General features: G+C 35.1%; 13 protein-coding genes and 1 pseudogene. 2 read left to right on the top strand and 12 right to left on the bottom strand.

From position 1 onward, the window contains the following. Positions 1–4: 4 nt before the first annotated feature. The 10 genes and pseudogenes from qoxC to C2I06_RS20715 all read right to left on the bottom strand — a co-directional run. A complete protein-coding gene (gene qoxC / locus C2I06_RS20760; protein ID WP_047944235.1) occupies positions 5–613 on the bottom strand; it encodes a cytochrome aa3 quinol oxidase subunit III in 609 nt (202 codons plus the stop codon). Further along, positions 613–2,565, bottom strand: coding sequence for a cytochrome aa3 quinol oxidase subunit I (gene qoxB, locus C2I06_RS20755; protein WP_095331089.1), 1,953 nt, complete (start codon positions 2,563–2,565; stop codon positions 613–615). Before qoxB ends, qoxC begins: the two co-directional genes overlap by 1 nt. Further along, entirely contained in the window at positions 2,555–3,484 is a 930-nt protein-coding gene (qoxA, locus tag C2I06_RS20750) for a cytochrome aa3 quinol oxidase subunit II (protein WP_095331091.1), read from the bottom strand. Before qoxA ends, qoxB begins: the two co-directional genes overlap by 11 nt. 614 nt (positions 3,485–4,098) lie before the next feature. Next, positions 4,099–6,198, bottom strand: a complete 2,100-nt coding sequence (locus C2I06_RS20745) for a transglycosylase domain-containing protein (protein WP_095331093.1) — start codon at positions 6,196–6,198, stop codon at positions 4,099–4,101. 428 nt (positions 6,199–6,626) lie between these two features. Beyond that, positions 6,627–7,778 carry a mannitol-1-phosphate 5-dehydrogenase gene (locus C2I06_RS20740; protein WP_123258771.1) on the bottom strand — a complete coding sequence of 384 codons (1,152 nt, stop codon included), beginning with the start codon at positions 7,776–7,778 and terminating at the stop codon, positions 6,627–6,629. Positions 7,779–7,782: 4 nt separating this feature from the next. Continuing rightward, on the bottom strand, positions 7,783–8,214 hold the full coding sequence (locus C2I06_RS20735) for a PTS mannitol transporter subunit IIA (RefSeq protein WP_047944240.1): 432 nt from the start codon (positions 8,212–8,214) through the stop codon (positions 7,783–7,785). A gap of 15 nt (positions 8,215–8,229) precedes the next feature. Then, complete coding sequence (locus C2I06_RS20730) at positions 8,230–10,308, bottom strand: BglG family transcription antiterminator (protein WP_095331096.1); 2,079 nt, start codon at positions 10,306–10,308, stop codon at positions 8,230–8,232. A 257-nt stretch (positions 10,309–10,565) separates the two neighbouring features. Continuing rightward, complete coding sequence (locus tag C2I06_RS20725; protein ID WP_095331097.1) at positions 10,566–12,002, bottom strand: PTS mannitol transporter subunit IIBC; 1,437 nt, start codon at positions 12,000–12,002, stop codon at positions 10,566–10,568. A 243-nt stretch (positions 12,003–12,245) separates the two neighbouring features. After that, positions 12,246–13,550: a hemolysin family protein gene (locus C2I06_RS20720; RefSeq protein WP_095331098.1), complete on the bottom strand. Its 1,305-nt coding sequence runs from the start codon at positions 13,548–13,550 to the stop codon at positions 12,246–12,248. 402 nt (positions 13,551–13,952) lie between these two features. After that, positions 13,953–14,105 (bottom strand): annotated as a pseudogene (locus C2I06_RS20715) (MerR family DNA-binding transcriptional regulator); the annotation flags it as partial. 202 nt (positions 14,106–14,307) lie between these two features. Here C2I06_RS20715 and C2I06_RS20710 point away from each other — a divergent pair. After that, complete coding sequence (locus C2I06_RS20710; protein ID WP_095331100.1) at positions 14,308–15,339, top strand: AI-2E family transporter; 1,032 nt, start codon at positions 14,308–14,310, stop codon at positions 15,337–15,339. A 77-nt stretch (positions 15,340–15,416) separates the two neighbouring features. On the opposite strand, the gene ilvD is transcribed toward C2I06_RS20710, so the two are convergent. Together ilvD and C2I06_RS20700 are read right to left on the bottom strand one after the other, a co-directional pair. Continuing rightward, the gene (gene ilvD / locus C2I06_RS20705; protein WP_095331102.1) at positions 15,417–17,093 is read right to left on the bottom strand and encodes a dihydroxy-acid dehydratase; all 1,677 of its coding nucleotides are present in this window, start codon (positions 17,091–17,093) and stop codon (positions 15,417–15,419) included. A 411-nt stretch (positions 17,094–17,504) separates the two neighbouring features. After that, positions 17,505–18,404 carry an aldo/keto reductase gene (locus C2I06_RS20700; protein ID WP_235973216.1) on the bottom strand — a complete coding sequence of 300 codons (900 nt, stop codon included), beginning with the start codon at positions 18,402–18,404 and terminating at the stop codon, positions 17,505–17,507. 174 nt (positions 18,405–18,578) lie between these two features. Here C2I06_RS20700 and C2I06_RS20695 point away from each other — a divergent pair, with 174 nt between their 5' ends. Then, positions 18,579–19,208 carry a VanZ family protein gene (locus C2I06_RS20695; protein WP_123258769.1) on the top strand — a complete coding sequence of 210 codons (630 nt, stop codon included), beginning with the start codon at positions 18,579–18,581 and terminating at the stop codon, positions 19,206–19,208. Positions 19,209–19,275 lie beyond the last annotated feature (67 nt).

Below are 19,275 nucleotides of genomic sequence, written 5' to 3'. Positions count from 1 at the left end.
TTTATTACCCTCCCATTTTCATTCTAGCAAGATAAACGAATGTGAAGATGAAAATCCACACAACGTCTAAGAAATGCCAGTATAAACTTATAATAAATGTCTTACGAGCAGTTGTTGGTGTTAAGCCATGTTTAAGCAATTGAATAATAATCAATATCGCCCAACCTATACCTAAGGATACGTGCAATCCGTGTGTTCCTAGCAATACAAAGAAGGAAGAAAGGAAGGCACTTGTCTGCATTGTCGCTCCTTCATGTACATAATGAATAAATTCATTTACTTCCACAAAGACGAAGCCTGCACCCAATGCTAAAGTAATAATTAACCATGTTAATAATCCTTTTAAATTTTGGCGACGCATATACCAGATAGCGATCCCACAAGTGAAACTACTTGTTAATAGTAAAAGTGTTTCAATCATTACATCTTTTAATTTAAATAATTCAGCTGGAGTAGGTCCGCCTGCAAAGTTATCCTTTAAAGATCCATAGGCTGCAAATAAGGTAGCGAATAATACAACCTCCGCACCAAGGAAAATCCAGAAGCCTAGAATATTTAAACGACTTTGCTCTGTTTGATATTCTAGTGGTAAGGACTTATCGACTTTTGCCATTATTTCTCACCTCTCCATGCACGTTCCGTTTTCTTAATAACATCCAGTTTAATATGATAACCTTCGTTATAATCAAAGGAACGAATGATTAAGCCAACAAAAATACCTAAGCTACAAATTGCAGCTGGAATAAACCATTCAAATATTAGGAAGAAACCGACGATACCAAATACAACACACATATAGAATGGAAGTCCAGAGTTGCTTGGCATGTGTATTTCTTCTAGTTCTTCTTCTTTTAATACTAAGCCTTCATTATTTTTCTTCATATACCAGAACGCATCTAATGCTTTTACTTCTGGAGTAATTGCAAAGTTATATGGCTGAACTGGTGAAGCTGTATGCCATTCTAGCGTTCTTGCATCCCATGGATCTGTAGAAATCTTTCTATCTGCATAACGAGTACTATAGTAGATGTTATAAACTAGCACGGCAAATCCAGCAGCAAGAATAAGGGATCCGATTGCTGATAACATGAACAATGGTGCAAATCCAGATTCCGCTGAGAAAGTATAAGAACGTCTTACTGCTCCTTTTAAGCCTAAGAAGAACATAGGCATAAAGGTTACATTAAAACCAATATTAAACAACCAGAAATGCCATTTTCCTAAACGTTCGTTTAATGCATAACCAAACATTTTTGGCCACCAGTAATAGAAACCAGCAAATACTGCATATACAACACCTGGTATTAATACATAGTGGAAATGAGCTACTAAGAATAAAGTATTATGATATTGATAGTCTGCTGCAGCCATTGCAAGCATAACTCCCGTTACCCCACCAATTGTAAAAGTCGGAATAAATGCAAGCGCCCATAGCATTGCCGTTGTAAATTGGATACGTCCTTTTCTCATAGTAAACAACCAGTTGAAAATCTTAACCCCAGTTGGAACTGCGATTAACATAGTTGTGATTGAGAATACAGAGTTTACAACTGGTCCAGATCCCATTGTATAGAAATGGTGAACCCAAACAAGGAAACTCAATAACGCAATACCGACAATAGAAATAATCATTGAATTATAACCATATAGGCGTTTTTTCGAGAATGTAGCAATAACTTCAGAGAACATTCCAAATGCAGGCAAGATAACAATATATACCTCTGGATGTCCCCATAACCAGAATAGGTTATTCCATAACATCGCATTTCCTCCACCAGAAATCGTGAAGAAATGAGTTCCGAATAAACGGTCAAATGTCATTAATGCTAATGCAACAGTTAAAATAGGGAATGCAAACACAATAATTACGTTTGTAATTAATGAAGTCCAAGTAAACATTGGCATTTTCATTAAAGTCATCCCTTTAGCACGCATTTTCAGGATTGTCACAATAAAGTTAATACCTGTCATTAACGTACCAATACCTGCGATTTGCAGTCCAATTGCATAGAAGTTGTTTCCAACTCCTGGTGTGAATTCTTTCCCCGCTAGAGGGAAATAGGATGTCCATCCTGCATCAGGAGAACCACCAATTACGAAAGAGATATTGAATAGCATTGCTCCACTGAATGTTAACCAGAAGCTTAATGCATTCAATTGTGGGAACGCAACATCACGTGCACCAATTTGCAATGGAATAACTACGTTCATTAATCCAATCAATGCTGGCATCGCCATAAAAAGAATCATGATAACACCATGCGTTGTAAATACTTCATTATAATGCTGTGGATCTAAAAATTTCATTTCAGGAGCTGCTGTTTGATATTTCATCATCAAACCGTCTACTCCACCACGGAAGAACATTAATACGGCAACAATAATATACATGATACCGATTTTTTTGTGATCAACCGTTGTTATCCATTCATCCCATAAATATTGCCACTTCTTAAAATAAGTAACACCTACTACTATAGCAAGCATTGTTAGAATAATACCTATTTGAGCAGACAATATTAGGGGATCACCAGTAATAACAATGTCATCCCACTTAATGTGCATCCTTTTCACCTCCGTCAGACTCTTGATTCTTTTCAAAAGTTCTACCTGGATATCCATGAACTCGATATAACTCAGGGTTTAAATAATAGTTTGAGTCTCCACCTTTACCGTGGTCAATCCACTCTAAATGTGTATTAGAGAAAGTCATACGGCCTAAATGTGTAGGCTTGATAATTTCTCTGTATTTCTCTTCTGTTAACTTAGGGGCAGTTTCTTTTACTTCATCTACCCATTTATCATAATCCTCTACAGATTTTGCTTCGACATCAAACTTCATCTCCGCATAACCTTTACCGTTAAAGCTTGTATTTTGTCCTTCATAGTTACCTGGGTTATCTGCTACCACATAGAGATCTGTTTCAGCACCATACATCGTATACTTTTGACCAGCTAAAGCAGGGATCCAAAATGATTGCATCGTACCAGCAGAAGTTAATTTAAACTCAACAGGTACACCTGCAGGGATATTTACATAATTAACTGTTTCAATCCCCTCTTCTGGATAACTAAAAATCCATTTCCAATCTGCAGAAGTAACGTTAATCACTACTGGATCACGATCTTTATAATCTTTTGGCACATCTTCTAAAGCAAAGATTGTTTTTACAGTTGGAACCGTTAATGCAATGATTATTAAGAACGGTATTACAGTCCAAACAATTTCAAGCTTTGTGCTTCCATGTTCTTCTGGCTCATAATCCGCATTTTCTTTTGTTGCACGATATTTCCAAACTATGTAGCCAAATAGTGCAAAAACTACTAGACAAACAAAAGCCATTAATACAATTGACCAGTTAATCAAGTCCGTAATACTTCTAGCAACAGGACCTTGGGGGTCAAATACTACCATGGATTCACAGCCACTTAAAATGAATAATGGTACAATTGCTAAAAGCGAAACTAAAACTCCCTTTTTCATTTGTACAGCTCCTTCCATATAAGTTAAAATGTTAAATTATTCACAGAATGTTCGATATTTAGACACAGAACATTCATATTACAGAGGTAAAATAGGAATTATTACTACCTGTATGATGATATCATATCTTGAACCTATTATATGTGACAAAAAACGTAAGTATAATTTTACCAATTATCACATTTTCTATCCCTAGATTTTCCCATATTCAAGATTTTATCAACCTTTTTATTATAGCAGATACCATTTTTAAAATCCACGTCCATAATTATGTCACAAACTTTTTTACAAATTAGAGTATTTCTGCAAACCCTCTTTTAAAAACGCTTACATCAATTATAATTTATACTGGTTGCTTTTTCCATCATTTTGTTCATGTTTTCCTTCTGTAAATAGACATTCCTCCTTTTATATAGTCTGTTATATTTATCACAGACTATATATAATTAAACCTCATTCTCTTTCCTAATTCTAACCATTATTTATCTCCAGTTATACAAAATATCAGAAACAACTCTTCTCTTCTTGCTGCTATAAAAAAAAGATAGAAATTTATACTGATACTAATAGCAGCTGCCACTAGTATCGGTATCTACTTCTATCTTTTGAAACGATTAATTTCCTAGTATTTCTTGTAATTTTCCTTTTACCTTTTCATTTACCTTTTTTGCATCTTCTTTAATCTCGTCTACTACTTTGCTCCATTTGGAAGAATTTTCTTTTATAGTCGTTTCTAATTCCTCTGCTTTCTCTTTAATTACCTTTTTTGTTTTTTCTACTTTTTTATTTACATTTTTATTATCCTTATTTGCAAGTCTATCACTGACGGATTGGACCTGAAAATTCTCTGGCTCTACATATTGTACGGCTTGATCCATAATTGTTTTAAAAATTGGTATGACATCACCTGAACTTTTACTTGGCAGATAATGCATCTTATCTGTTTTATCATATCCTAGCCACATCGACCCAACTAGATTAGGCGTATACCCTACAAACCATTGATCCTTTGTGCCAGAAATACTCGAATCCTCTAATTGAGTGGAGCCTGTTTTTCCGGCAAGTTGAAATCCTGTTATTTTTGCTCCTTGGCCTGTTCCTGATTTAATAACATCCAATAACATGGAGGTCATGTCATTTGTCACCGATTTGGAAGTAACTCTTGTCGACTTTGGCTCATATTCAGCCACAACGTTGCCTGTCGGTCCGACAATTTTTGTAATCAAATGACTTTCCATTCGGACTCCCTCATTAGGAAATGTAGAATAAGCGCTCGCCATTTGCAATGGTGAAACACCACTGTACATCCCGCCTAAAGCTATCCCAAGATATTCATCCTCTTTTTCATATGGAATGCCGAAGCGATCAAGGGATTTAAGACCATTTTCCAAACCAATTTTATCTAGCAGCCAGACTGCTGGCACATTTAAAGAGTCTTCTAATGCTTCATACATCGGAACTTCGCCTTTATAAGACTTAGTGAAGTTTTTCGGTTCATAATCACCCTTTTTGAAAGGCTTATCTTCAAGCATAGAGTCAATTTTATATCCTTTTTCTAAAGCAGGTGTATAAACAGCAAGTGGCTTCATCGTGGATCCTGGCTGTACTTTAATTTGAGTAGCTCGGTTAAAGCCTCTGAAAACTTGCTCTCCTCTTCCTCCTACTAATCCTCTCACTCCCCCAGTTTCCGGATCAAGTAAAACCGCTCCGCCTTGCACTAATGTACCATCAGAACTTCTAGGAAACAGGGAATCTCTTGCAAAAGTTTTTTCTAAGGTAGATTGAAGATTTTGATCCATCTCTGTATAAATCTTATATCCTCTTTTTAAAATTTCTTCTTGTGTAAGTCCATACTTGCTGATTGCTTCATCAATCACCGCGTCCACAAAGTAAGGATAATCTCTTTCAATAAAAGATCCTCCCCCATTTTCTAATACAATTTTTTCGTTTACTGCTTGCTGGTACTGCTCTTCTGTAATTTTTTTTAATTCTACCATTTTCTTTAGAACAAGGTTGCGGCGATTTATAGCACCATCATAATTGTTATAAGGATCTAATGCAGATGGAGCTTGCACTATTCCTGCTAGCAATGCAGCCTCACTAATAGATACATCCTTAATATCTTTATTAAAATATTTCAAGGATGCTTGGCTGATACCCCAGGCACCACTACCAAAATAAACGTGATTCAAATACATTTGTAGAATTTCATCTTTTTTATAATGCTTTTCTATTTCTACAGCAAGAAATAGTTCCTCTGCTTTTCGCTTATAGGTCTGTTCGGAAGTTAACAAAGCATTTTTTGTTAATTGCTGGGTAATCGTACTTCCTCCACCAGTAATTCTCCCTGCAAAAATGTTCTTAAAAAACGCACGGCTGATCCCTTTAATATCAAACCCATTATGTTGATAGAAACGTTCATCTTCAATAGAAACAACTGCGTCTGGAACATATTTCGGGACATCCTTTAATTCAATGCCTTCTGTTCTTTCCGTTCTTATTCGAGTTGCTTCATCTCCATCTTTATCATAAATAATGGTCGCCTGACTTAAACCAGCCTTTAATGAACTAACATTTGCTTGTGTTGCTAGGTACGTAAAATATAATATCGCTAATAAAACAAATAATAACAAAGCCAACAGTATAATTTGGGTAAGGTGTCTCTTTTTCCAGAAACGTCGAAACCCTTCCCAATATGGTTTTAATCGATCCATCTATTACCTATCCTTTACTTTTACTCATAGAATAAATACTTCTTCTTTTTTTCTATCTAATCATTAGACGGTTATTTTCTCTTATATGTTGCAACTATCTATGAAAACTATATTCTCTTTCTTTCTAAATTACAAGAAGGGATCTCTATCTAATATTACCAAATTTAACTAGAAGAGGGGTTATTGTTTATCCATTTGATTTCTTGGGAAAAGAATAAGTAAAGGCTAAAAGGATGTGAGAGATAATGAAAAAAATGTTCAGACGAATCATTACGTGGGGACCTATCATTTATCCCTTCGCCAAAAAAATGTGGGACAAGCGCAAACAGTCAAAGGCAACCTCAGCATTAGCAACACGCTCTAAGAGTTTCTAATTACTCTTGAAATAAAAAATCCAATGGGCTTTGAGACCTCATTGGATTTTTTATTTATGCATTTATTTTGTTATAAGTAAGCACTACTTCTTTCACTAAAGCATGATCTTCACTTAAACCAGAAACTTCACTAAAAGCAGCTTGAACTCCTTTTGCATCTATTAAGTTCTTTAATTCCACAGACTCTTGATCTTCTGCTGTATAAAAGTGAAGAGCCGATGCCATTACTTCTACTAAATAAGACGGAATTTCTTTAAACTCATTATAGTATGCTAGTGCTGGAGCAACTAATCGATCATTCCCGCCCAATTTTCGAAGCGGTGATCTACCAACTCGTTTTACATCGTCTACAATATAAACATTCGCAAAGCGGCCTAAAATTTTGTCGATATATTTTTGATGATCTGCTGCATTAAAACCATATTTTGCTACTAATACTTTTCCTGTTTCTTGTAAAACATGAAGCACCTTTTCTTTCACATCTTCATGTTGAATTGTTTCAGAAATGGTTTCATAGTTCTTTCTATTGCCTAAATAGGCTGTTGCTGCATGGCCAGTATTTACAGTAAATAACTTTCTTTCGATATATGCCTGTAAATTACTTACGAAATGTGCCTCTGCAATTTCAGGTTTTGGTCCTTTAATTGCCGTTTCATCTACAACCCACTCATGGAAAGGTTCTACTAGAACATCTAATAAGTTTTCATTCTTCTGGTTTGGCACAATTCTATCCACAGCTGAGTCAGGAAAACCAACGTATTCCTCTGTCCATGCTGCTTCCTCTTCATTTAAATGCTCTAACACAAACTGTTTAAGGGCACTACTACCACCAATCATATTTTCACAAGCAATCACATTAACTGGTGTTTGATTACTTTTCATTCGTGCTTTAATTCCGTCAGCAATTAATGGCGCGATAAACTTTAGAATATTAGGTCCGATAGCTGTAGTCACAATGTCTGCATGGATAAATTGTTCCACCACTTGTTCTGGATTTACTTTACTATTAATTCCTTTAATATTTTTAACTGTGAATTGATCTTTCGCTTCATTTGCCAATAAAACATGATATTGACCAACACGATTAATTTCATCGATAATTTGTTCGTTTACATCCACAAAGGTAATAGCATAATTTGACTGATGTAGTAATAGACCAATAAATCCTCTACCTATATTTCCAGCTCCAAAATGAATAGCATTCATCGTATTATTCTACCTCGCTTAAAATTTGGATTATTTCCTCTTCTGATTTCGCAGCAACTAATTTTTCGACATTTTCCATTTCAGAACATACAATAGCAATTTGTGATAACAACTCTAAATGTTCGCCATCCTTCCCAGCAATTCCAATGATTAATTTAACAATATTGCCATCTCCAAAATCTACTCCGTTCGGTGCTTGAATAACAGATAACCCAGAGTTTAATACTGCTGTTTTTGCTTCATCTGTACCATGGGGAATAGCTAAGAAGTTACCCATATAAGTTGATGAAATTTCTTCTCTTTGCAGCATAGCTGGAACATAATCCTCTGAAACATAGCCTTGTTCCACTAGAATTTGACCTGCTTTTTTGATTGCTTCCTCTTTACTTGCTAGGCTGCTGTTTAAAATAATGTTCTCTTTTTTTAAAATACTCATTGTTTATTCCTCCTGTTAATTTCTCAAATGATGTTTTAAAAACCTGCTGCTAATAAAATTTAATAGTTCTTCTTTCTTGCCGTTACTGAATACATGAATACTTCTTTCCGATTCAATAATAGAGGCACTTAAAAAACTTAATACTTCCATTACATTTGGATTTGCATCTAACGGCGCAAGCAAAAGTAATACCCGCTTCACCATTTCATTAGCACCATTCATTGCCCTCAAACTCACCATCTCGGGCAAGTCTATGATATTGAAAGATGGTTTTTCAATTTGATTATTACTTGTGTGATAAAGAGCTAAATTGGTTTCCGGAATAGCCAGTCCCCCTATTTCAGCCCGTGCTTCTAAAGCAGCAAATACTTCTTCCACGCTTGAAATAGAACCTTGTTGTTTCAATATCCTTAATCCCTTGTTTAAGCTTGCACTTAAACTTGCTCTCTCATCCCAAATATCCAGCTCATTTAAAATGGAGGATAAAAGCTGGGCTTGCTCTGAAAAAAGGAGAAAAGACTGGAAATCGATACATTTTTGTTTAGGAACTTCTATTCCCTTCTCTTCCCTTATTACATGACCAATATTCTTTTGAAGATAAGTTTTTACTTCTTCCAAATCCTTATCATTTAAAATCGGATTTACTAATAAATAATCTCTCGAGATGTCCTCTAATGGAATAGTCGAAAGAATGGCATCATAATCCTCGATGGAAATATTCTTTAATTCGAATACAGATGCTGTTTTCACTTCTGATAGGCTTGGAATTTGATTAACAATTTTTGCTGCAAGCATTTTAGATGTCCCAATTCCGCTTGAACAAATGATCAATAACTTTATATTTTTTGTTATTTTTCTATCATTTAACGCAGAACCAAAATGAAGGACTAAATAGCCGATTTCTTCTTCTGGTACATCTCTGTCCACAAGTGTTTTTTCCACAGCTTGTTGAACCACTTCAAACAACTCAGCATAATCCTCTTTAATATCTTCTAATAAGGGATTAGAAATACTCATTTTCTGATCTAAACGATATAATGTAGGCTGAAGGTGAGCTAATAAGCCTTGAAATAAAGAATCATCTGCCAATGTTGTATGCAGTAGTTTTTCGACATTGGCAATTAACGTCCTAACTAGCATAGCTACCTCAACATTTTCATCTTCAATTCCGACTTTATTGTCATAACGTACCTTTGCTCCCCTTAAATGCATCGTAATATAACCGACTTCCTCTATAGGGATCGAAATATCAAAAGTACGTTCTAGTCTTGAAACAATTTGGCGCGCAAAATCAAATTCTTTTGTCTGCGACAACTCCCCTAGATAATCTTCTTTAAAAGAAATATTTTCTCCACGCTGGATCCTCTCCATAGCAAGAGCAATGTGAACGACCAATCCAACATAAGAACTATCCGCCAGTGGATAAGGTAATTGCTCGTTGATATCTTCAATAATATTTTCAATACGCAGCAATTTTTCTTTTTGAACCAATCCTAAAAGCCGTTCGGAAATCGAGTCGATTTTATTGCTAGATTTTTTCTGAATATTTTCCTTCACCATTTTAAGAAACTCTGGAACATCAAATCGGTCGGATATAAGACTGCGAATCGCTTTTCTCTTATCTTCCTCCGTTCCAACCAATTCAATACCATAACCTCTTTTTCTCATTAATTGCAAATCATACTTTGCTATAATCGGTTCCAGCTTATCCAAATCATTGCTCACCGTGGCAGTTGTTACTCCTAATTCTTTTGCTAAAGAAAATAATTTAATCGGTTCTTGATGATCCAGTAAGGTACATAAAGCAACAATTATCCGTTCATCGGGTGTGTATTCTATATAATCCTGTTTTAAGATAGATACTCTTAGTTGATAAATATCATTAGGATGTCCTTCAATTTTCACACCGACTCCAGCTTTTTTATTCATTTTAAGATGAAAATCTTTTAGTATAGCTTCGACGTTTTTTAAATCACGATGTATTGTTCGTTCACTGACATTTACATGTTCAGCAATTCCCTTAATCGTCATTTCTTCCTCTATATTTTCTAATAGTATCTGTAAAATAATTCTTTCTCGAGCGGAAATAATCATAGCTTATCTCCTTAATCACCTGACATAATTTAATTATAAGACTGTTATATACACTTATTCAAACAGTATTAAACATATTTTTTTCAATTTCATTGTTGCCAATTCTAATTTATGGTTCCCTATTTTTATCTATAAATACTGAAAATTAACTACTTTTTCATCAAAAAGCTTAAATGGTTTTATTCTGGACATATACCGCGTTAAACACAAAAATACCGGCCAATTTATACAAAGTTGGCCGGTATTTCTGCTAAGACTTATTTTAATTTTTCAATGATCTCATCATATTTAGGGCTGTTCATGAAATTCTCAACAGAAACATGATGTGCATTCGGTAATTTTTCTACTGCTCTATCTGTTAAATCTTTATGGGTAATAACAAGATCTGCATCACTTGGAAGGTTTGCAATAGAAGTATTTGTTACATCTACTCCTTCTATTCCTGCCTTTTTCACTTTATTACGCATAATAGACGCACCCATCGCACTAGATCCCATACCAGCATCACAAGCGAAGATTACTTTCTTCACTGATTTGTAATCAAATTCTGTAGCACTTGTTTCATCAGGAGTTTCTGCAGTCTCAGTAATTGCACTTGCAACTGAGCTTTTCTTCCCTTTTAAAGCTTCCATTTTTTCTGTTGCTGCATTAATATCTTCTTCTTTATCTTTACTTGTTTTCAAAATAATAGCTGCAATCACGAAAGAAATAATCGTTGCAACCACAACACCAGCAATTACGCCTAAATGCTGTCCTTTTGGTGCCATCGCCATTAATGCAATGATGCTACCAGGAGACGGAGTGGCAACTAATCCTGCATCAAATAATGTAAAGGTGAATACTCCACCCATTCCACCAGCAATAACTGCTAATAACATCATAGGTTTCATCAAGATGTACGGGAAGTAAATTTCATGAATACCACCCAAGAAGTGAATAATCGCTGCCCCAGGTGCTGTCTGTCTTGATGTACCTCTTCCAAATATACAATAAGCTAATAATACCCCAAACCCAGGACCAGGGTTTGATTCTAGTAAGAATAGAATAGATTTCCCTACCTCTTTCGCTTGTTCTACCCCAATCGGACCTAAAATACCTTGGTTGATGGCATTATTTAAGAACAATACTTTAGCAGGCTCAATAAAGATACTTGCTAATGGTAAGAGCTTTGCATCAACAATTAACTCTACTCCGCTTGATAAGAAAGTGCTTAACCCTTCTACAACTGGACCAACATATTTAAAACCAATAATGGCAATAATTGCACCTAAGATACCAGCTGAGAAGTTATTTACTAACATTTCAAATCCGGCTTTAATTTTCCCTCTAAATAAATCATCCACTTTTTTGATTAAGAAACCACCAAGCGGACCCATTACCATTGCTCCAAGGAACATCGGAATATCTGCACCAACGATTACACCCATCGATGCGATTGCACCAACCACGCCACCGCGCTCTGCATAAACCATCTTACCGCCTGTATAACCAATTAATAATGGCAATAAGTATTTAATCATCGGATCTACAAGTTGAGCTAATTCAGCATTAGGTCTCCACCCTGTTGGGATGAATAAAGCTGTAATTAGCCCCCATGCGATAAATGCTCCTATATTAGGCATAATCATGCCACTTAAATGACTACCAAAACGCTGTATTTTGACACGAAAACCATTTTTATTTTCGTCTGACATTTTGTTTAACCCCCTTAATATTTCAGTTTGATTATAAAGCGGTTACAGATTATTCTCAATTCAAAGTAAATACATTTTTGACAGACACAATGTTGACACAATTAAATTAATTTAATTGGTAAAATTCAATAAAATCAGCATTCGTTTTAATTTCCTTTTTTTAAAATGCCACCAACCATCCTATTTATACGGATCTACACATAAAAAAAGAGAAGGGTTTCCCCTTCTCTAAAAAGTCTTTCATCAAGCTTCGACTACACTTGTATCTTTGGTTACTTCAATGAAATGTATATGATGTTCTTCAATATTTTTAATTTTGAAGATATATCCTTCCTCTTCCAATATATCTCCTTCAACCGCTTCAAAATTATTGGTCAAAAACCATCCGCCTATTGTATCTACTTCATCTTCTGATAAGTGAGTGCCTAAAAGATCATTTACTTCGCTAATCAATACTTTTCCATTAAGAATATAATGATTATCCTTTATTTTGCGAATGTCAGAGATTTCATCCTCATCAAATTCATCTCTAATGTCTCCAACAATTTCCTCAAGAATGTCTTCTGCTGTTACAATTCCTGAAGTACCACCGTACTCATCAAGCAAAATAGCCATATGTGTACGTTCCTTTTGCATTTTAATCAGCAATTCGCGGATAGGAACAGTTTCAATTACACGAATAATCGGTTTCATATATTCCTCTAATTGAATTTCTTCTCTGTTTTGAATGGTTGCCGTTAGAAATTCGCGAATATTAATTAAGCCGATTACATTATCCTTATCCCCATTTACTAAAGGGTAGCGAGTATAATTTTCTTCCTCTAAGATAGCCATTATTTCATCAAACGTATTGTCCACACTGATAGTCACCATTTCTGTTCTAGGGACCATAATTTCTTTGGCAATTCGTTCATCAAACTCAAAAATATTATTTACATATGCTAATTCGTTTTTATTGATTTCACCGCTTTTATAGCTTTCTGACATTAAAATTCTTAACTCTTCTTCCGAGTGAGCAAGTTCATGTTCTGACGCTGGCTTTAATCCAAAGATACTTGTCAAAAGTCTTGCAGAGCCATTCAACAACCAAATAAACGGATATAATAGGCGATAAAACCAAATAATTGGTGTTGCAAAGGCTAATGTTATTAATTCTGCTTTTTGAATAGCTACCGTTTTTGGAGCTAATTCCCCAACAACGACATGCAAAAAAGTTACAAGTAAAAAAGAAATAACGAAGGCAATTAAGTGCGATAGCGCCGTTCCGATCGATAAATGAACAAATAGAGGCTCGAGAATTTCTGCGAAAGTAGATTCTCCAATCCAACCAAGACCTAATGCTGTCACAGTTATCCCTAATTGGCAGGCTGATAAGTATTCATCTAAATGTGTCGTAACTTTTTTTGCTGCTAATGCTCCTTTTTTCCCTTCAGCAACTAACTGATCAATTCTTGAACTCCTGACTTTTACGATCGCAAACTCTGTTGCCACGAAAAAAGCAGTAAATGCAATTAATATCACAAATAAAATCAAATTAAAAATTTCCAATAAGTAGCCCGTAAAGGGGCTTACACCTCCTGATTAATAAAAGCCGCATGCCTTTCTCCCATTACAAAAGGAAAGACACTGCTACTAGTTAAAATTCATTCCTTCTTCCGAATATATAAATAAATTCAAAACAGTTAATTTAGCAAAAGAAGCAGTGCTTGTATTAAAGAAATGCTTTCATGGATAATAGTATTTCTTACTTATCTATTTTTATGTTGAGCCTGTACGTCTCTATAGGGAAGCATCTAATGTCTAATGAATTTTATCACTTAGACTCTTCCTATTTGCTCTCAGTTCCTAATACCTATGGAATGCACTTGCTGATTATTTAATTGTTCCTTCATTTCCTCCAGCGTAAGCTTACTCTTTTTGTATTCTTACTTTATTTGTTCAATTTTGTTCTTCACTATAGTAACGATAATTAGTTTGGGAACGCTCTGCTTGAAGAAGGCCAAGGTTTGTATAATAATCAATGGTTCTTTTTGCCACACCAGTAGCTTTTGCTAAATCACCAATTCTTAAATTCACAGCCCCATCGCTTCTCCTCCTAACCATAACGTTTTAGTTATACTTAATTAATTATATAAGTCTAAGGAGAAAAGTTTCAAGCAAAATACTTCCAATATATTTTGCACACGCTTTTTATCTTGCTAAATTTTCAAAAATGTCGGCTTTTTTATATGATTAAAATTCAATTTAGGTTAAAATATAGGAAGATAGACGGAAAAGAGAAAATATATCAAAAAGGGGAAATGGAGTGGAAACAATTATCAATTTTCTTACAAGTAAAAGTGTAAAAAGGTTTTTCATCTTTGCTTTCATGATTCTGGGTATCTATGCACTTAGAAGTATGATTAATTTAATGCTTTTTACCTTTATTCTTTCATTTTTAATGGATCGTATGGAAAAAATTATTTCTAAGCGAATTCACGTAAAACGAAACGTTATAGTTAGCATCCTCTATCTCATAACGATCGGATTACTTTCTTATAGCTTTATTAAATATTTGCCAATGTTGGTGGAAGAAATAACGGCATTAGTTAGACAACTAATGGATTTTTACTCTCGTCCACATGATAATGCTGTCTTAAATTATATTGTTTCCATTATTCAAGAAAGACAAATAAACAGCTATTTGGAACAAGGGCTGGGCATTATCGTCAAATATTTTTCCAGTATTAGTTCCCTAAGTTTACAATTCATACTAGCTATTATCTTAAGCTTCTTCTTCCTGTTAGAGAAGCCCCGTTTGATTAAATATAAAGAAAACTTCCGCACAAGTAAAATAGCTCCTTTTTATAACGAAATGGAATTTTTCGGTAAAAAATTTGTGTTAACTTTCGGAAAAGTATTAGAAGCACAGGTTATCATCGCTTTAGTAAATTGCATTTTAACGACAATCGGATTATGGATACTTAGTTTTCCTCAATTACTAGGATTATCTCTTATGGTATTTGTTCTTGGTCTTATTCCAGTGGCTGGGGTTATTATTTCCCTCATTCCCTTATTAACGATTGGATATACCATTGGTGGATACCCCTATATCATTATTTTGATTATTTTTGTTTGTATCATTCATGCGATCGAAGCTTATATACTTAACCCGAAGCTAATGTCTTCGAAAACAAATTTACCTGTATTTTTCACTTTTATCGTCCTTATCTTCTCAGAGCATTTCTTTGGAGTATGGGGATTAATCATTGGTATACCTGTGTTTGTATTTCTTTTAGATATCCTCCAAGTACAAAGCATGGATCCCAAAAGGAAAACAGACTTAGTAAAAGAATAGCTCGGCTTCATTTCAATTCATAAAAGCAGGATGGACACGAATCCAGCCTGCTTTTATTCTATAATGAACAGTTCAAATTAATACTTTAATACTGCTCCCGTATTCGCAGATGTCACAAGCTTCGAATAACGTGCTAAGTAGCCGCTTTTTACTTTCGACTCAAAACCTTTCCATTCTGCTTTTCTTTGTTCCCATTCTTCCTCTGGAACAACAACATCCATTGTACGATTTTCAATATCAATGACAATATGATCGCCATCTTTTACAAATGCCAATGGTCCTCCTTCGGCTGCCTCAGGAGAAGCATGACCAATAGAAATACCTCGAGAAGCCCCAGAAAAACGCCCATCTGTTACCAGCGCTACTTTTGGACCAAGACCCATTCCAACAATTTGGGAAGTTGGTGCCAGCATTTCCGGCATACCAGGTCCTCCTTTTGGTCCCTCATAGCGAATGATGACAACATGTCCTTCCTTCACTTTTCCTTTTACTAATCCTTCCAGCACTTCATCTTGTGAATTAAACACAATAGCTGGCCCCTCATGTCGTTGAATGCCATTTTGGACTCCACCTGTTTTAATAATAGCACCTTGAGGAGCTAAATTCCCAAATAGGACTGCCAATCCACCTGTTTGAGTATGAGGATCATCAATTGGTCGAATGACTTGATAATCTTTCACTTTACACCCAGCGATATTTTCTCCAAGTGTTTTTCCTGTGACAGTTAACGTATCTAAATGGAGAGCTCCTTCCTTTTTCGATAATTCGTATAGCGCTGCTGACACACCGCCTGCTTCGTGCAGATCTTCAATATGTACATCAGACGAAGGCGCAAGCTTTGATAAATGAGGTACTCTAGATGCTACCTCATTGATTCTTTCAAGAGGATACTCAACACCTGCTTCATGGGCCAATGCTAATGTATGAAGTACTGTATTAGTGGATCCACCTAGTGCCATGTCTAGTGCAAACGCATTATCTATTGCCTTTTCTGTAACAATATCTCTCGGTTTGATATCTTCTTTTATTAGATTCATCAACTGTTTCGCAGATTTCTTTACAAATTCCTTTCTCTCTGGTGCTACAGCAAGAATTGTCCCATTTCCAGGTAAAGCAAGACCTAGAGCTTCTGCTAAACAGTTCATGGAATTCGCTGTGAACATGCCAGAACAAGATCCACATGTCGGACAGCCGAATTGTTCTAATTCTCTTAGTCCACCTTCATCAATTTTACCTGACTGGAAAGCCCCTACACCTTCAAAAACGGATGATAAGGAGATCTTTCTGCCATCACTAGTGACTCCCGCTTTCATCGGTCCTCCACTTACAAAAATAGTAGGAATATTTAATCGTAAAGAAGCCATCATCATTCCAGGTGTGATCTTATCACAGTTAGGAATACAAACCATCCCGTCAAACCAGTGTGCTGCAACTACTGTTTCAATAGAATCCGCAATAATTTCACGGCTTGGCAATGAATAACGCATGCCGATATGTCCCATTGCAATTCCATCATCTACCCCAATTGTATTCATTTCAAAGGGAACTCCGCCTGCTTCTCTTATTGCATCTTTTACAATTTTTCCAAATTCCTGTAAATGGACATGCCCTGGAACAATATCAATATATGAATTGACTACTGCAATAAACGGTTTGTCAAAATCCTCCTCTTTTACACCAGCTGCACGTAGTAAGCTTCTATGTGGAGCCCGGTCGAATCCTTTCTTAATCATATTACTTCTCAATTGTGTCACTTCTACCCCTCCAATTATCCGACTAAATCGAAAAATCTGTATATTTAAACTTTTACTTATTGTAACACTATGATAACAAAATTGGTATAATTTATTCTTTCGATTATTCAGATAAAATAACTTCGTTTAGTTTTTGCTAGAAAAAGGAAAAACATCGTTATATCAACATCCATCTAACACTCCATGTCAGAAAAATTAACAAGAAATTCTTTCTATTCTTTAGGTTTCTTTCCCTTTTCTTGATACAAATTCAATATAAAGCTATATTAAAATAACATCATCTTTCTTATCCTATTTTCAACTGTTGTAAAAATCCCGATAAAAAAGCGATGAAGTTTTATATCCCTTCATCGCTTTTTTATTGATAACATTATTTTCTCCAGTTTATCCACACCTTAGAGATATAATCTCTTATGCAAATATCTCACTAATTTTCTTCACTTCTTCTTCTGTTAATGATACGTCCAATGTTCGAAGATTATTCTTAAGCTGTTCAGTTGATTTCGCCCCTGGAATGATTACATCAACCGCAGGCTGCTCTAACAGCCACGCTAGTGCAAAATGTGTTGCATCAAAGCCTTTAGATTCAGCCATTTGCTTTAATTGATCCACCTTTTCTACATTGCGAACAAATACTTCTCCTTGGAAAAGTGGATTATTTTCTTTTCCGCCGCTGATGATCGAATCCTTCGAATACTTCCCGGTTAATAATCCAGAAGCTAATGGAAAATACGGAATAAAGCTAATATTGTTTTCTACACAATATGGTAAATATATTTCCTCTGCTTGTCTTTTAAATAAAGAATACTCTGCTTGGAATACCTCTAAATAACCATCTTGGTTAAATTCTTTTATTTGTTCAGCATCTAAATTCGAAGCACCAACTGCAAGAATCTTTCCTTCATCCTTTAATTCTTTTAATGTTCCTGCTACCTCAGCCATAGGAGTAACTCCATCTGGAAAGTGAACATAAAATAAATCAATATAATCTGTTTGCAGACGCTTTAAACTATCTTCTACCGCTTTACGTAAAAATTCTCTGCTATTATCAAGTTCAATTTTGCCATCTACTAATTTATGAGCAGCTTTGCTTGCCAGAACGATATCTTGGCGGTTGCCTCTTTCCTTCAGCACCTCTCCAATTAATTCCTCTGATCTCCCTAATCCGTATACATAAGCTGTATCAAGAAAATCAATCCCAGCATCCAACGCATTTCTTACGACATTTTTTCCTGTTTCATCATTTAAATTTGGAAATAAATTATGACCACCGACAGAGTTTGCACCATATCCTAGCTTCGTAACATGCATAGCCGTTTGACCGATTTGAACTTTACTACTCAAAAGATTCATCTCCTTCATTAGTATATAGACAACTGTTTTCTTTCACTCCTAGTATGCTTTTTTCTTTAATAAGAGTAAAGCAATTCGCTTTGTATTCTATTTTCAAACAAGCTTCATATACTTTTAGGAGAACAAACATTAATGAAAGGACTTCGATTATCTGTGCATGTATTAAAAAGTGGAATCTTTGTTATCATTTTTCTCTTTCTATTTATTACATTATGGTCGATAAGTGGAGTTCAATTGCGACTAAATTTTCCTTTTATTCTTATCCTGGCCGTGCCGTTATGGGTCTATTTCCGACTTCAACGAAAGAACGAAAGAAATTCAGTCATTTTTTCTAAAGAGATTCTGCCCAATCTATTTTTCTTTTATTTGCTGACTGTTGCTTATGTGACTTTAGCTCCTTTTCACTTCACTCCACCAACCATAACGGAAGGAAAAATGAATATTACACCATATGTTCAAATTTTGTATCAATATAAATATAAGCCGCCTTTCTTTTGGATGTTATACACTTTAGGCAACATCATCTTGTTTATTCCCTTTGGTTTTATACTGCCTATGTTATATAAAAAACATTTTCAAGCATTGATCACAATAGGACTTGCTATCCTCTGCTCTCTTTCCATTGAACTAATCCAATTTTTCTTTACTGTTGATCGAACTGCAGATATAGATGATTTCATTCTTAATGTCTTTGGTGCGATAATAGGATATCTTCTCTATCTATTAATGCGGTTATTTTTGCGGAAAATAGATTTAAAATAATCACCAAAAAGGGGCATCAGAAAAAGATTAACTCTTCTTCCGATGTCCCTTTCGTCTTATTAATAAA

This window comes from Niallia circulans (genome assembly GCF_003726095.1).
Taxonomy (GTDB): Bacteria; Bacillota; Bacilli; order Bacillales; family Cytobacillaceae; genus Niallia; species Niallia circulans_A.
The sequence above is the reverse complement of the archived record's forward strand: the minus strand, read 5'-3'. Positions and strand labels throughout refer to the sequence as shown.

Bases quoted from the DNA above. Each gene is read 5' to 3' on its own strand.
- qoxC (WP_047944235.1), bottom strand. From the start codon at position 613: ATGGCAAAAGTCGATAAGTCCTTACCACTAGAATATCAAACAGAGCAA.
- qoxB (WP_095331089.1), bottom strand. From the start codon at position 2,565: ATGCACATTAAGTGGGATGACATTGTTATTACTGGTGATCCCCTAATA.
- qoxA (WP_095331091.1), bottom strand. From the start codon at position 3,484: ATGAAAAAGGGAGTTTTAGTTTCGCTTTTAGCAATTGTACCATTATTC.
- C2I06_RS20745 (WP_095331093.1), bottom strand. From the start codon at position 6,198: ATGGATCGATTAAAACCATATTGGGAAGGGTTTCGACGTTTCTGGAAA.
- C2I06_RS20740 (WP_123258771.1), bottom strand. From the start codon at position 7,778: ATGAATGCTATTCATTTTGGAGCTGGAAATATAGGTAGAGGATTTATT.
- C2I06_RS20735 (WP_047944240.1), bottom strand. From the start codon at position 8,214: ATGAGTATTTTAAAAAAAGAGAACATTATTTTAAACAGCAGCCTAGCA.
- C2I06_RS20730 (WP_095331096.1), bottom strand. From the start codon at position 10,308: ATGATTATTTCCGCTCGAGAAAGAATTATTTTACAGATACTATTAGAA.
- C2I06_RS20725 (WP_095331097.1), bottom strand. From the start codon at position 12,002: ATGTCAGACGAAAATAAAAATGGTTTTCGTGTCAAAATACAGCGTTTT.
- C2I06_RS20700 (WP_235973216.1), bottom strand. From the start codon at position 18,404: ATGCATGTTACGAAGCTAGGATATGGTGCAAACTCTGTCGGTGGTCAT.
- C2I06_RS20695 (WP_123258769.1), top strand. From the start codon at position 18,579: ATGAAAGGACTTCGATTATCTGTGCATGTATTAAAAAGTGGAATCTTT.